Source organism: Roseovarius nanhaiticus (assembly GCF_900156535.1).
Lineage (GTDB): Bacteria > Pseudomonadota > Alphaproteobacteria > Rhodobacterales > Rhodobacteraceae > Roseovarius > Roseovarius nanhaiticus.
Genome location: NZ_FTNV01000001.1, coordinates 1,828,750 through 1,842,042, shown reverse-complemented (window position 1 = coordinate 1,842,042; position 13,293 = coordinate 1,828,750). Strand labels below are relative to the sequence as shown.

The 13,293-nt window shown below is 65.1% G+C and carries 15 protein-coding genes; 2 read left to right on the top strand and 13 right to left on the bottom strand.

Features of this window, described 5'->3' with window-relative positions; translation table 11 throughout:
• Window positions 1-19: 19 nt before the first annotated feature.
• Genes BW975_RS08925 through BW975_RS08910 form a run of 4 tightly spaced genes read right to left on the bottom strand, consistent with a single transcriptional unit; the run spans window position 20 to window position 3,347 of the window.
• Entirely contained in the window at window positions 20-865 is an 846-nt protein-coding gene (locus BW975_RS08925; RefSeq protein ID WP_076532786.1) for a 3-oxoadipate:acetyl-CoA acetyltransferase, read from the bottom strand.
• Between the two features lie 38 nt (window positions 866-903).
• On the bottom strand, window positions 904-2,121 hold the full coding sequence (locus BW975_RS08920; RefSeq protein WP_244512457.1) for a benzoate/H(+) symporter BenE family transporter: 1,218 nt from the start codon (window positions 2,119-2,121) through the stop codon (window positions 904-906).
• Entirely contained in the window at window positions 2,122-2,970 is an 849-nt protein-coding gene (locus BW975_RS08915; protein ID WP_076532785.1) for an alpha/beta fold hydrolase, read from the bottom strand.
• Window positions 2,967-3,347 (bottom strand): hypothetical protein, encoded by a 381-nt coding sequence (locus BW975_RS08910; RefSeq protein WP_076532783.1) that lies wholly within the window; start codon window positions 3,345-3,347, stop codon window positions 2,967-2,969. Before BW975_RS08910 ends, BW975_RS08915 begins: the two co-directional genes overlap by 4 nt.
• A gap of 216 nt (window positions 3,348-3,563) precedes the next feature.
• On the opposite strand from BW975_RS08910, the gene BW975_RS08905 reads away from it, so the two are divergent.
• Window positions 3,564-4,430, top strand: a complete 867-nt coding sequence (locus BW975_RS08905; RefSeq protein WP_076532782.1) for a dioxygenase family protein — start codon at window positions 3,564-3,566, stop codon at window positions 4,428-4,430.
• A 160-nt stretch (window positions 4,431-4,590) separates the two neighbouring features.
• Window positions 4,591-5,481, top strand: a complete 891-nt coding sequence (locus BW975_RS08900) for a LysR family transcriptional regulator (RefSeq protein ID WP_076532780.1) — start codon at window positions 4,591-4,593, stop codon at window positions 5,479-5,481.
• Window positions 5,482-5,500: 19 nt separating this feature from the next.
• Here BW975_RS08900 and bktB read toward each other — a convergent pair whose 3' ends face one another.
• The 9 genes from bktB to BW975_RS08855 form a co-directional block, all read right to left on the bottom strand.
• The gene (gene bktB, locus BW975_RS08895; RefSeq protein WP_076532779.1) at window positions 5,501-6,685 is read right to left on the bottom strand and encodes a beta-ketothiolase BktB; all 1,185 of its coding nucleotides are present in this window, start codon (window positions 6,683-6,685) and stop codon (window positions 5,501-5,503) included.
• 300 nt (window positions 6,686-6,985) lie between these two features.
• Window positions 6,986-7,330, bottom strand: coding sequence for a RidA family protein (locus BW975_RS08890; protein WP_076532778.1), 345 nt, complete (start codon window positions 7,328-7,330; stop codon window positions 6,986-6,988).
• 18 nt (window positions 7,331-7,348) lie between these two features.
• On the bottom strand, window positions 7,349-8,101 hold the full coding sequence (locus BW975_RS08885) for an ABC transporter permease (protein WP_076532776.1): 753 nt from the start codon (window positions 8,099-8,101) through the stop codon (window positions 7,349-7,351).
• A gap of 2 nt (window positions 8,102-8,103) precedes the next feature.
• Complete coding sequence (locus BW975_RS08880) at window positions 8,104-8,793, bottom strand: ABC transporter permease (protein WP_076532775.1); 690 nt, start codon at window positions 8,791-8,793, stop codon at window positions 8,104-8,106.
• 60 nt (window positions 8,794-8,853) lie between these two features.
• On the bottom strand, window positions 8,854-9,645 hold the full coding sequence (locus tag BW975_RS08875; RefSeq protein ID WP_076532774.1) for an ABC transporter substrate-binding protein: 792 nt from the start codon (window positions 9,643-9,645) through the stop codon (window positions 8,854-8,856).
• 30 nt (window positions 9,646-9,675) lie between these two features.
• Window positions 9,676-10,446, bottom strand: coding sequence for an ABC transporter ATP-binding protein (locus tag BW975_RS08870; protein WP_076532773.1), 771 nt, complete (start codon window positions 10,444-10,446; stop codon window positions 9,676-9,678).
• The gene (locus tag BW975_RS08865; protein ID WP_076532772.1) at window positions 10,443-11,834 is read right to left on the bottom strand and encodes an FAD/NAD(P)-dependent oxidoreductase; all 1,392 of its coding nucleotides are present in this window, start codon (window positions 11,832-11,834) and stop codon (window positions 10,443-10,445) included. Before BW975_RS08865 ends, BW975_RS08870 begins: the two co-directional genes overlap by 4 nt.
• Window positions 11,831-12,148: a (2Fe-2S)-binding protein gene (locus BW975_RS08860; RefSeq protein WP_076532770.1), complete on the bottom strand. Its 318-nt coding sequence runs from the start codon at window positions 12,146-12,148 to the stop codon at window positions 11,831-11,833. Before BW975_RS08860 ends, BW975_RS08865 begins: the two co-directional genes overlap by 4 nt.
• Window positions 12,114-13,253: an NAD(P)/FAD-dependent oxidoreductase gene (locus BW975_RS08855; RefSeq protein ID WP_076532769.1), complete on the bottom strand. Its 1,140-nt coding sequence runs from the start codon at window positions 13,251-13,253 to the stop codon at window positions 12,114-12,116. Before BW975_RS08855 ends, BW975_RS08860 begins: the two co-directional genes overlap by 35 nt.
• Window positions 13,254-13,293: the final 40 nt, after the last annotated feature.

The window sequence follows — 13,293 nt, the reverse complement described above, 5'->3', positions numbered from 1 at the left end:
ACCCAAAGGCGCGAACTCGTTACCGGGCGCCCTGGCGCGGCTGCGCCAGACCCAGGATATCGCGGGCTTGCTGCCACGTGGCGACGGGGCGCTCGTATTTCTCGCAAAGCGCTGCGGCGCGGGCGACCAATGCCGCGTTCGAGGGCGCCAGCCGGTCCTTGTCGAGGCGCACGTTATCCTCAAGGCCGGTACGGGTGTGCCCGCCTGCCGCGATAGCCCATTCATTCACCGTCAGCTGGTGGCGCCCGATCCCCGCCGCGCACCAGTTGGCATCCGGCGCGATGCGCTGCATCGTCTTGACGTAGTAGTCAAAGATATCGCGGTCGACGGGCGTCGCATTCTTTACGCCCATCACGAACTGCACATAGAGCTTGCGCGGCAGACGTCCGTCGGCATGCATCGCCACAGCCTGATGAATATGGCTTAGATCGAACGCCTCGATCTCGGGCAGCACATCATAGGTGCGCATCTCGCCGGCCAGCCAATCGACCAGGTCGGGCGCGTTCTCGTAAACGCGGGTCGGAAAGTTGTTGGACCCGACAGAGAGCGACGCCATGTCGGGCCGCAGCGGCAGCATGCCGCCCCGCTCGTGCCCCGCGCCCGAGCGCCCGCCGGTCGACAGCTGGACGATCATGCCGGGACAATGCTGCCGCAACCCTTCCAGAAGGCGGCCAAAGCGCTCGGGGTCGGCGGTGGGTTTGCCCGCATCGTCGCGCACATGGCAATGGGCGATGCTCGCGCCCGCCTCGAAGGCCTCATGCGTGCTTTCGATCTGCTCTTCGATCGTGATCGGCACGGCGGGGTTGTTCTCTTTGGTCGGCAAGGAGCCGGTGATCGCGACACATAGGATACATGGGTTTGTCATGTGGATCGTCCTGTCGTTGAAGGTGAAGGAGCGCGCATTCAGGCGCCGCGCAGGCGGTTGGTCAGACGGGCCGTGTGAACGGCGATGACACCGACGAGGATGCCCCAGAACGCCGAGCCTATATCGAGAATGGTCACACCCGAGGCCGTTGTGATGAAGGTCAGCAGGCCTGCCTGCATATCGGCCCCGCTGCCCAGCATGTCCGACAGCCCCTTGGCGATGGCGCCAAGAAGGGCCAGACCGGCCAAGAGTGCGATCAGCTCGGCGGGGATGCGCAGCATGGCCCAGCCGATGGTGCCAGCGAAGATGGCGCAGAGCACGAAAAAGCCGCCCGTTGCTACGCCCGCCACATAGCGGCGGCGCGGATCGGGATGCGCCTCGGCGCTGGCGCCAAGGGCCATGGTGATTGACGCCAGCGCAGTGGTGATCCCGCCGAAAAAAGCCCCGGCAAACGAGGCAAGGCTGGCCACCACCAGCACGGGCCGCGCGGGCAGGTGAAAATCGTATGTCCGCAAGATCGCGAGCCCGGCCAGGAACTGCCCCGTCAACGTGGTCAGCGTCAGCGGCAGCGCCAGCCCCAAAAGCGCGGCAGTCGAAAAGGTCGGCCACGTCGCGGTCAATTGCGGAAAGATCCGCGGCGCGCCCTGTCCGCTCTCAGCGGACGCAAATGTCAGGATCAGAACGCCCGCAAGCAGCCAGATCAGCGCAAAACGCGGCGTAATGACCGACAGCACCACGAAGGCCAGCAAGAGAATGCCCACCATCAGCGGCGCCGTCGCAAAGCCGCCCATCGCGCTGGCGCCGAAGGTGAAAAGGATACCCGCCATCATCCCGCTCGCCACTGCCGGAGGGACCAGGGACAAAAGCCGGTCAAAGAGCCCGCTGACCCCGATGATCAGGATAATGGCCGCCGAGACCAGATAGGCACCCACGATATCCGAAAACGGCAGGCCCGGCCCCACGGTGCCCAACAGGACCACGCCCGGCGCCGACCAGGCCACCAGAACGGGCGCCCGAAACGCAAGGCTCAGCCCGATCGAGGCCAGCCCCGCCGTCAGCGAGATCGCGGCGACCCACCCGGAAAACACCGTCTCGGACACGCCCATTGCCCGCGCCGACTGCAAGAAGATCAAGAGCGGTCCCGCATTCGATACCAGCACCGCCAGGAACCCCGCCGCGATGGCCGAGGCCGAAGCATCGCGCATCAGGCTGCGGCCATGCGCCGGGGCCGCGCTGGTATCGGCGGGGGCGCTCACTTAGGCGGCGCTCTTCGGCATCTTGGCCAATGCCTCGATGAAAAATGGACGGAAGCCTTCGGGATGTTCGGACATCGGGAAATGGCCCAACTCGTCCATGACGGCGAGCGTGGCGCCGGGGATGGCATCTGCCGTCCGCTTGGCATCTTCGGGCGTACAGGTCAGATCGTAGGCGCCGACGATGATATGCACCGGCGTTTTTGCGGTGTCGATCTGGCCGAGGCGCGCGATCAGGCTGTCGTCGCGGGTATAAAAGCTGAGGTCACCGCGAAAGACGCCCGGCCCCGATTGCATGAACATCCAGAGCGTGTTCCATCGCTCGGAATTGGGGGCATGGGGGCTGATATTGGCCGAGACCAGCGCCGCACCCATTTCACCGCCATGCGCATCGGGGCGGTGGAACCAGTCGATATCGTACCAAGCGGGCTGAAAATCGCTGGCCTCGATGGCGATGAAGCCGGCAAAGCGATCCGGGTGCAGCGCGGCCAGTTGCAGCGCGATGCGCCCGCCCATCGAACAGCCCGCAAGGATCGGCTTATCCAGGCCGAGGCCGTCCATCACCGCCAGGATCGTCTCGATATAGGCGTCTGTGGTCAGCAGGTACTCTTCGGTCTCGAACCCTTCGGGCGGCAGGGATTTGCCGTGCAGCGGCATGTCGAAGGCGATCAGGCGGTGCTGCGCGGTGATCTCGGCGTCGTTCATCAGATGGCGCCACTGCCGCGTGTCCGCGCCCGCCGTGTGCAGGCAGAGCACCGGAGTACCCTCACCCGCCTCCTCGAAATAGATACGGCGCGGGGCGCCCTCGACCATGGCCGTCAGGTAGCGGCCGGTGATTGGCTCGACGCTCATGACTGGCCTCCCTTCATGTCGCGCGGCAACATCATGAATTCCTTGAAGAAGCGCAGGTTCTTGACCAGCACCAGGATATCCCCGGCAATGCGCCCGCGCCCGATCTTGACCAGGCCAAAAATGTCGTGAAATCCGGGCGCCGGCAGCGGCTCCCAGAACCTCTGCAGCGCGTCCTTGTCCGTGTGATACGAGAACCTGTAAGGCGTCTTGCGGCTGGGGCCTTCGGAGATGTCCACCAGCTCGCCCTTCTCGAAGGTCAGGTAATACTCGTCCTCGTCCACGCCCAAGAGGACCGTTTCCGAGAATAGCCGGCCCAGCCGCCGCAGATGGGGCGTGCCGTTCAGCGCCTCTTGCATTGTCTTGAGTGTGTCGATCATGCGCAGCGTCCTTCTTTCGCGTTCCGCAGGGCCCTGGGGCGCGCCGCGGGCGTTCACCGTCGACCCGACAGCATCCGCGCCGTCCGGTCAAAGTATCGCCTGATACCGGTCCGGGTATTGGGCCGGGCGGTCATTTGGTCGAAGGTGGCGCAGCACTAGGGAGGAGGGACGCATGCGCCCTCATGTGTCAGTCCGTATCGTTTGAGGAGCATCCAAATGGGCATCGTATCACAAGACAACATCACCGACGTCGTCGTCGCCGCACTGGGCAAGAATGGCGATATCAGCGACCGCCAGCGCGAGATCATGTCCGCGCTCATCCGCCACATGCACGACTTCTGCAAGGAGGTGAACTTGCAGCACAGCGAATTCATCCAGGCCTGCGAATTCCTCAAGCGTGCGGGCCAGACCTGTGACGACAACCGCCAGGAATTCATCCTTCTGGGCGATATCCTTGGCATCGAAGTGCTGGCCGACATGCTGACCAACCCTGTTGAAAAGGGCGAGAGCGCGTCGACCGTCCTTGGCCCCTTCTACCGCGAGAATCCCCCCGTCCTGCCCAAGGGTGCGTCGACGATCATCAAGCATTTCGACAACGAGGAAACCGCCTATTACGAAGGCTATATCCACGACACCGACGGCAATCCGCTGGCCGGTGTGACGATGGATGTCTGGCAGGACGCGCCCAACGGCATCTACGAGAATCTCGATCCCGATCAGCCCGAATATAACCTGCGCGGTCGCTTCGAGACGGACGAGAACGGCCATTACGCGTTTGTCGCCGTGCGCCCCGTCCCCTACCCCATCCCCGACAATGAGACCGCGGGCGAGCTACTGCGCTATATGGGCCACCACGCGATGCGCCCCGGCCATATGCATTTCATCATTTCCAAGGAGGGCTATCGCCCCCTGGTCAGCCAGATCTTTGACGCCGATAGCGGCTGGCTGGAGGATGACAGCGTGTTTGCCGTCAAAGACAGCCTGATCGGCAAGTTCGAAAAGGCCGATCCATCGCTGGGCACGGACCTGCACATGAAGTTCGACTTCAAACTCAAGGCCGAAGCCGCAGCCAAGGCGGCCTGATCGCCGCGTCCCTTATGATACCAAGCGAAAGAGCGGCCCCCCGAGGGCCGCTCTTTTTTGTTGGGATGCAAGACCGGTCAAAGCGGCGAGATCGCCGCAAAAAGTTAACGCCTTTCCGACAAACCTGGGATACAGTCGTCCGACTGTTGGAAAGTGATGCATGAACCTCAAACAGCTGACCTATTTCATGGCCGTCGCCGACGAGCTGCATTTCGGCCGCGCGGCCGAGCGGCTGGGCATTGCGCAACCGCCCCTGTCGCGCCAGATCAAGCAGATGGAAGAGGATATGGGCGCGGTTCTCTTCAGTCGTGGCCGCAGCTCGATCACCCTGACGCAGGCCGGGGAGCGTCTGCACGTGCGGGGCCGCGATATCCTCAGCCAGATCGAGGATACCGAACTGGAAGTTCGGCGCATCGGCCAAGGCGCCGAGGGGCGGCTGAGGATCGGTTTCGTCGGCTCCGCGACTTACGGGATCCTGCCCAACATCATCAAATCCTTTCGCGCGAATTACCCGCAGATCAACCTGTCGCTTTTGCCCATGAACAACGCGCAGCTACACCGGCAGCTGGTCAACCGGGCCATTGACGTCGCCTTTGCGCGCCCCACGCTTGTCGATGTCGAGATCACTGTCAAGAAGCTGGGCGAAGAGCCACTGGTCTTGGCCGCTCCCGATACGATCGACACCGGGCCGCGGCGCAGCGCCAGCCTTGCGCAGATCGCCCAGTACAACATGATCCTTTATCCCGAATATCCGCGCCCCAGCTACGCAGATTTCGTTCTGGACGCCTGCGCGGCCAAGGGGGTCGAGATCCGCAACCGCGTCTTTACCATGGACCTTCAGACCGCGCTCAGCCTCGTGGCCATTGGCGAAGGCGTCTGCATCGTTCCCGCCTCGGTCGGCAATGCCAAGCGCAACGGGATCAAGTTCCTGCGGATCGAGCCGGATTTGGCGCAGACTGCCCTGTCGGTGAATTACCGACTGGACGAGCAGGGCGTGCATGTGCGCCATTTCATAAACATCGCCCAGCGGGTCGCGCGCAAGATTTTCTAGGGCGCGGCGCGCTGGCACCTCATGCCATGCGCTCGACGACGACCGCGATGCCCTGCCCGCCGCCGATGCACATGGTGGCAAGGCCGTAACGGCCGCCACCGCGCTGCAATTCATGCAGCAATTTGACCAGGATGATCGCGCCCGATGCGCCGATAGGATGGCCCAAGGCAACGGCGCCGCCATTGGGATTGACGCGAGCCGGATCAAAGCCCAGCTCCGCCGTTACCGCGCAGGCCTGCGCGGCAAAAGCCTCGTTGCTCTCGATCACGTCGAGATCGCTCACACGCAGCCCCGCGCGCGCCAGCGCCTGACGCGTCGCGGGCACCGGGCCCATGCCCATGATTTCCGGCGCAACGCCGCCAAGGCCGTAGGAAACGATGCGAGCGAGCGGCTTGGCGCCCCTGCCCTCAGCCGCGCCTTCCTCCATTAGCACCAGCGCGGCGGCGCCGTCGTTGATGCCGCTAGCGTTGCCCGCGGTGACGCTGCCCTCTTTGGCGAAGGCGGGGCGCAGGCCCGACAGACGCTCGGGCGTCAGATCACTGCGCACATGCTCATCGGTGTCGAATGTGATCTCGTTGCGGCCCTGCTTGACCGTCAGCGGCAGGATTTGATCGGCAAACCGGCCTTCGGCAATCGCGGCAGCAGCGCGGCGGTGCGATTCGAGGGCGAAGGCGTCCTGCGCGGCGCGGTCGATGCCATGCCGGGCCGCGATGTTTTCGGCGGTCACGCCCATATGGCCATTGCCGAACGGATCTGTGAGACCGCCGATCATCATGTCCACGGCACGCACGTCGCCCATCTTGGCGCCGTGGCGCGCCTGGGTCAGCAAATGGCCCGCGCGGCTCATGCTCTCGGCGCCGCCGGCCAGCGTGATATCGGCATTGCCGAGCACGATCTGCTCGGCTGCGGTCACCACCGCCTGCAGGCCCGAGCCGCAAAGCCGGTTCAGCGTCAGCGCCGGGGAGGTCTCGGGCACGCCTGCGCGCATGGCGACGACGCGGCTGATATACATATCTTCGGGCTGGGTGTGCAGAACATTGCCCAGCACGGTTTGCTGCACATCGCCCGGCTCGACCCCGGCGCGCGCAATGGCCTCGGCAGCCACGGCGGCGCCCAGATCGCATGGGCTATGCCCCGATAGCGCACCGCCGAACGTTCCGATGGCGGTGCGAACGCCTGAGGCGATGACGACGGATCTGGTCATGGGAGTCTCCTTTTGCGGATGGCGCAGCGGCACTTTTTGTCATGCCGAAACCTTGTCAAAGGGCTCGATATCACTTCTGAATTATTGCGCGATATCGAATGTTTATCCCCGCCTCATTTTGCATCCGAATGGTTACGATAGCCAACGTCAAGATGCGCAGGATTGCCCGGCTGAGCAACCGAATATCCCACACCCGGATCGGATGCGGGATCATCGAGCGACTTCAGGAAAGCCCGCCGCTGTCACGGCGGCCCGCTGACACAGCGCGTTGGCCCACTGCCCGCAGGCCCGACCTTAGCGTCAGTCGCGCACCGCCGCCGTCACGATGACCTCGACGAGCAGGTCCGCATTCGCCAGCTTTGCCTCACCGCAGGCGCGGGCCGGTGCGTGACCTTCGGGCACCCACGCGTCCCACACCTCGTTCATCGCATCGAAATCCGACATATCGGCCAGCCACACGATGGCCTGCAAAATGTGCTCGCGTGACGAGCCGGCCTTGGCCAGAAGGGCATCGACACGCGCAAGGCAATCGCGCGTCTGCTCGGCGACATCCGCGCCGCTGCCGACCTGCCCACAGAGGTAGACAGTGCCCGAATGTTTGACGATGCGGCTCATGCGCGGGCCGGTTTCGATACGTTCGATCATGGATAGGTCTCCTTAGGGTCAGGCCGCCGGATCGGCGGTGGGAACTGCGGTGGTTTGCCGGGTGGCCAAGTGGCGCAGATAGCGCCGCTCGAACCAGCGGAAGGCCCATGCGATGCACAGAACGATCAGAAAATAAAGGACCGCAGCAGTGATGAACCCCTCATAGGCAAGGTAATAGCGCCCGTTCAGCCAGCGCCCGACGCCCAGAATATCCTGCAGCGTGATCGTACTGGCGATAACCGAGCCATGCAGCATGAAGATCACCTCGTTGGAATAGGCGGGGATCGCGCGGCGAAAGGCCGATGGCAGGATGATGCGGCGCATGCGGCTGCGATAGGAATGGCCTGTCGCGATGGCGGCCTCGACCTCGCCCTTGGGCGTGTCGGCGATGGCGCCGCGCAACAGCTCGGTCGTGTAGGCGGCGGTGTTGAGCGTGAAGGCGATCAGCGCGCACCACCAGGCCGATGACAGGATCGGATCCCACAGGAAACTTTCGCGGATCACCTCGAACTGGCCGACGCCGTAATAGATCAGGTAGGTCTGCACCAACAGCGGCGTGCCGCGAAAGACATAGGTGTAGGTCTGGACCAGAGGGTTAAAGACCGGATGCGCGGAGGCCCGCGCGATCGCCATCGGTATCGCCAGCAGCCCGCCCAGAAGCAGCGCCAGAAAGGTCAGGTTCAGCGTGGTCCACACGCCATAAAGGAACCGGTCGAAATTCTCGGCGATGAGCGCGATATCGAGGGGGATGAAGTCCAGCAGCGCTTCCATCGTTATGCCCTCACCACACCGCGGCTATAGCGCCGCTCGACCGCGCGCAGGACCAGATCCGAGATCCCGGTCAGCGCCAAATAGATGACAAAAGCGGCCGCCATAAACGTAAAAAGCTGCCCGGTGGAGCGGCCCGCGGTGAAGGCATTGTAAACCAGATCCTGCAACCCGATCACCGAGACGAGCGCCGTCGTTTTCAGCTGGACCAGCCAGTTATTGGTGAAACCGGGCAGCGCGAAACGCACCATCTGGGGCCAGATGATATGGCGAAAGATCAGCGATCTGGGCATGCCGCAGCTGATGCCGGCCTCGATCTGGCCGCGCGGGATGGCCATGATGGCGCCGCGAAATGTCTCGGTGAAATAGGCGCCGAAAATGACGCCGATGGTGCAGGCGCCGGCGGCGAACTGGCTGACCTCGATATAGCCCCAAAGGCCCGTGGCGGCGCCGATATTGTTCAGCGTCACCTGACCGCCGAAAAAGACCAGCAGGATCAGCACCAGATCGGGCACGCCGCGCACGACCGTCGTATAAAGCCCCGCAATGCGCCGGGCCGCGCGGCTGGCCGAAAGTTTGGCCCAGGCGCCCAGCAGGCCAAAGACCAGCGCGATTGCCAGCGATGACAGCGCCAGCTGGATCGTCATCAACGTGCCGTCGATCAGCTGGGATCGATATTCCAGTATGAGGTCCATCGCGCGTCCTTCGGGGTCATGGGTGGCCGGAGCGGCACGGGGGCCGCTCCGGCGGGTGGTTTACCGGCCCTCGGGGCGAGCGCCGTAAATGTCGAAGGGGAAATACTTGTCGTTGATCTGCGCATAGGTGCCGTCCTCGCGGATCGCCAGAATGGCATCGCTCAGCGCCTGCTTCAGCTCTTCCTCGCCCTGGCGCACGGCAATCCCGACGCCCTCGCCATAGCATTCCAGATCGTTGTGATCGCCGCCGAGAAAGGCGTAATCGGCGCCCTCTTCCTTGGCCAGAAACGCCTCTTGCGCGATCATGCTGTCCGAGAGCTGCACGTCGATGCGGCCCAGGGCCAGGTCACGGAACACCTCTTCTTGCGTGCCGTAAAGGACGATCTCGGCATCGGGGAACGTCTTTTCGGCGTAGCACTGATGCGTCGCGCCGCGCTGAACGCCGATGCGCTTGCCGGCCAGGCCCTCGGGCGTGCCTTCGAAATCCGCATCCTTCGGCGCGACGATGCGCGCGGGTGTCTGGTAATACTTGTCCGAGAAGTCGATCTGGCGCTTGCGCTCTTCGGTGATCGACATGGACGCGACGATGGCATCGAACTTGCGCGCCTTGAGCGCGGGGATCATGCCGTCCCATTCCTGCTCGACCAGCTCGCATTCGCGCTGCATCTCGGCGCAGAGCGCCTGCGCGATCTCGATGTCGAAGCCAACCAACGTGCCGTCCGCCTCTTTGGACGAGAACGGAGGATAGGCGCCCTCGACGCCGATGCGCAGAGTATCCTGCGCGGCGACGGGGAGTGCCATCAGCCCCAGGGCGGCTGCGGCGGCGGTGGTCATCAGGGTTCTGCGAAACATTGGAATATCCTTTTGCTGTGTTCGTCAGGGTCAGTTCATGCGGGATAGAAACGCCTGAAATTCAGGCGTTTCCGGGTTGGAAAAGAGTTGCGCGGGCGGGCCCTGCTCGCAGACCTCGCCCTGGTGCAGGAACACGGTCTTGGACGACACGTCGCGGGCAAAGCCCATCTCATGCGTGACCACCAGCATCGTGCGGCCCTCATCGGCCAGATCGCGCATCACGCTCAGCACCTCGCCCACCAATTCGGGATCGAGCGCCGAGGTCGGCTCGTCGAAGAGCATCACATCGGGGTCCATCGCCAGCGCGCGCGCGATCGCCACGCGCTGCTGCTGGCCGCCCGACAAATGCGCGGGGTAATAGTCAGCGCGGTCCGACAGGCCGACCTTCTCCAGCAAAGCCGCCGCCTTTTCGCGGGCCTCGGCCTTCGGCGTCTTTTGCACATAGAGCGGCCCTTCGAGGACATTCTCCATGACCGTCATGTGCGACCAAAGGTTGAAGCCCTGGAACACCATGGCCAGCTTCGCGCGCATCCGCTCGACCTGGCGGATATCCTCGGGCACCGTCTCGCCGCGGCGGTTGCGTGTCATCCGCATTTGCTCGCCAGCCAGCCAAACCTCGCCAGAATTGGGGGTCTCCAGCAGGTTGATGCAGCGCAGGAACGTGCTTTTGCCCGAACCGGACGCGCCGAGGATCGCGATCACCTCGCCCTTTTGCGCCTCGAGCGAGACACCCTTGATGACGTCATGTGCGCCAAAGCTCTTGTGGAGGTCCTTGACCTTCAATGCGGCGGGATCGCTCATGCGCTTTGCTCCAGTCGGGTTTTCAGGGTGGCCAATTCTCCGAGGCGGACCGGCGTGACCGGCGTGCGCGCCCTGGGTGGATCGATGCGCGCCATTTCGGATGCGTCGCCATTTGCAAGGATGCCGCGTATGGTGCCCTCGCACATGCGGCCTTGGCAAGGGCCCATGCCCGCGCGCAGCGCCGTCTTGATCTGGCGCGGGCCGCCTGCGCCTTCGGCGATGCCCTGCCGGATTGCGCCTGCGCTCAGCTCCTCGCAGCGGCACACGATGGTCTCGTCGGGGGGCGACAGGATGTCGGCGGGCGGGCTGTAGGCGGCATCCAGAAAGGGCCGGATGGCGCGCGCCCGAAACAGCGCCGCGCGCGCAGGCGCCGATCGCTGGTCGCGCGCATCCTCGCTGATGCGGCCGCTGCTGCGCAATATGTCCAGCGCGGCCATCTCGCCCGCCGCCGCCGCCGCATCCGCGCCGCCGATCCCGGCGCCATCGCCGGCAACATAAAGCCCGTCCCGCCCGGTGCGGCCCCAGTCATCGCAGACAGGCTGAAACGCGACCTGCGCGCGGCTCCACGCATGATCGATTCCGGCAGATCGGCTGATATGGGTCGATGGGATCACGCCCTGATGCGTCAGCAAAAGGTCACAGGCGATGCGCTGCGCGCGCCCCTTGGCTTGAAACCTGAACGCGATCCTGCCATCTTGATCCTCGCTGGCGCAGAAGTTCGAGGCGCCAGTATGGCGCGGCACGCCCGCCGCGCGAATCCTGGCCAGCAGGCCAAGCCCCTTCACAAGCGTTTTCGCGCCAAAGAGCGCTTTTGGCAAGTGCGGCGCCGCGCGCAGCAGCATGGGCAGGCTCTGCGTCTCGACCAGCGCCAGGGGCGGGCAGCCCGCAGCGATCATCTGCGCCGCCACCAGATAGAGCAAGGGCCCCGACCCCGCCAGAACTGCGCGCCGCGGCAGCATGCCCGACGTCTTCATCAGGATCTGCGCCGCGCCGGCGGTCATGACACCCGGAAGCGTCCAGCCCGGAAACGGCACGGGCCGCTCCTGCGCGCCGCTGGCAATGAGGACATGCGGCGCGGCGGCGACATGGCTGGCCTCGCCATTCGACCAGACGACGCGCGGACCGGCCTCGATCCGCCAGACGCGGGCGCCGGGGCGGTGGTCGATATGCGGATGATCCAGCGCCAGGGCAAGCGCGGCGCCCGCCCGGTACTCCTGGCCCAGCCAGGCGCGGCGATCGCCGTTTTGCGCCGCGTCGCGGAAGATCTGCCCCCCGGCGCGCGGCTGCTCATCCAGCAGCAGAACCTGCAGACCGCCCTCGGCGGCGATGCGGGCCGCCGTCATACCGGCGGGTCCCGCTCCGATGATGATGATATCGGGGTGCGTCATCCTGCGCCCTCCCCGGCCAGCCCGCGCAGGCCGATCTGGCGCCTGACGCGCATGCCCTCGCGCACGGGTGTCAGGCAGGCCTGCACGTTGGACCTGCCGTCCACCTCCACCAGGCACTCGAAACACACGCCCATCATGCAATAGGGCGCGCGCGGCGCGCCGCTCGCGGTCTGCCGGGTGAATGCGCCGGACTGCGCCAGCAGGGCGGCGGCCACGGATGCGCCAGCGGGCGCGGTGACGGGCGTGCCCTCGAAATCGAAGCTGACCCGCGCGCCCGCCTCAGGCGGCGCTTGAAAGCGCGAAACGACGTTCATCGAATGCCTCCAGTTCCGGTGCATCGCTGCGCCCTTCGATCCAGCCGGGCAGAACGGCCGCATGCAGCGGCGCAAGCGTGATGCCGCTGTGACAGGTGACCAGAAACGCGCCGGGACAAGTGGCCGAGCGCGCATAGACGGGAAATCCATCCGGCGACATGACCCGCAGCGCGCCCCATGAGCGGATCACGCGCAGATCGGCAAGGGCGGGCAGGACGGCCACGGCATGCGCCGCCAGCCCCGCCATCACATCCAGCGTTTCGCTATCGTCATGGCCGGCATCCGCCTTGGTCCCGCCGATCTGGAGACCCCCCTCATCGGCCTGCCGGATCGTGCTGGACAGGAACGGCAGGCGGTCCGCCAGCTTCTCGGTGATCAGCAGCTCGCCCCGCTGCGGTGCGACCCTGGTGGCAAATCCCAGATCCGCGGCCAGCGGCGCTGTTCCCAACCCGGCGCAGAGAACCACCCTGTCGACGCGGACCGGCGCGGCGCCGGAAACTGCGATCTCAAAGCCGCCACCGGGCTGCGCCGCAACGCCCGTCACATGCGCGCCGGCGCTGATGCGCCCTCCGGCGGCCAGCACAGCGCGCCGCAGCGCGCGCAGCAGGCGCAGCGGGTTCACATGCCCGTCGGCGTCCGAATAGGTGGCGCCCACCACGTCCGGCCCTATGCCCGGCATGTCCCGGCGCAAATCATCCCCGCTGAGCGTATCATAGGCAAATCGGTTGCCCAGATGCGTCTGCTGTTGCGTTAGCATGCCCGTGAATGCGCGCAGCTCCTCCTCCGAGGTGAAAAACTCGAACCCGCCGCATTGATCCAGCGCCACATCGATGCCCGACGCATCCTGCAGCCGCTGCGCGAAATCGGGCCAAGCGGCCAGTGCATCGGCGGTCCACCGGGCATAGGGCGGGTAATCCCATCCCTTGCCCTGCCCCCAGACCAGCCCGAAATTGCCCTGCGACGCGCGTGCATCGCCATCGGCCCCGTCCAGCACCTGCACCCGCCGCCCGTCCAGCAGCAGGCCAAGCGCAACCGAAAGACCGACGACGCCGCCTCCGATGACGGTGATGTCAGGCAAGTTGATATCGGGCGCGTTGCGATCCATGACTGTCCTCCGCCTGACGTTATGACAGATCCGCAGGCAT

Bases quoted from the DNA above. Each gene is read 5' to 3' on its own strand.
- BW975_RS08925 (WP_076532786.1), bottom strand. From the start codon at position 865: ATGACAAACCCATGTATCCTATGTGTCGCGATCACCGGCTCCTTGCCG.
- BW975_RS08915 (WP_076532785.1), bottom strand. From the start codon at position 2,970: ATGAGCGTCGAGCCAATCACCGGCCGCTACCTGACGGCCATGGTCGAG.
- BW975_RS08910 (WP_076532783.1), bottom strand. From the start codon at position 3,347: ATGATCGACACACTCAAGACAATGCAAGAGGCGCTGAACGGCACGCCC.
- BW975_RS08905 (WP_076532782.1), top strand. From the start codon at position 3,564: ATGGGCATCGTATCACAAGACAACATCACCGACGTCGTCGTCGCCGCA.
- BW975_RS08900 (WP_076532780.1), top strand. From the start codon at position 4,591: ATGAACCTCAAACAGCTGACCTATTTCATGGCCGTCGCCGACGAGCTG.
- bktB (WP_076532779.1), bottom strand. From the start codon at position 6,685: ATGACCAGATCCGTCGTCATCGCCTCAGGCGTTCGCACCGCCATCGGA.
- BW975_RS08890 (WP_076532778.1), bottom strand. From the start codon at position 7,330: ATGATCGAACGTATCGAAACCGGCCCGCGCATGAGCCGCATCGTCAAA.
- BW975_RS08885 (WP_076532776.1), bottom strand. From the start codon at position 8,101: ATGGAAGCGCTGCTGGACTTCATCCCCCTCGATATCGCGCTCATCGCC.
- BW975_RS08880 (WP_076532775.1), bottom strand. From the start codon at position 8,793: ATGGACCTCATACTGGAATATCGATCCCAGCTGATCGACGGCACGTTG.
- BW975_RS08875 (WP_076532774.1), bottom strand. From the start codon at position 9,645: ATGTTTCGCAGAACCCTGATGACCACCGCCGCCGCAGCCGCCCTGGGG.
- BW975_RS08870 (WP_076532773.1), bottom strand. From the start codon at position 10,446: ATGAGCGATCCCGCCGCATTGAAGGTCAAGGACCTCCACAAGAGCTTT.
- BW975_RS08865 (WP_076532772.1), bottom strand. From the start codon at position 11,834: ATGACGCACCCCGATATCATCATCATCGGAGCGGGACCCGCCGGTATG.
- BW975_RS08860 (WP_076532770.1), bottom strand. From the start codon at position 12,148: ATGAACGTCGTTTCGCGCTTTCAAGCGCCGCCTGAGGCGGGCGCGCGG.
- BW975_RS08855 (WP_076532769.1), bottom strand. From the start codon at position 13,253: ATGGATCGCAACGCGCCCGATATCAACTTGCCTGACATCACCGTCATC.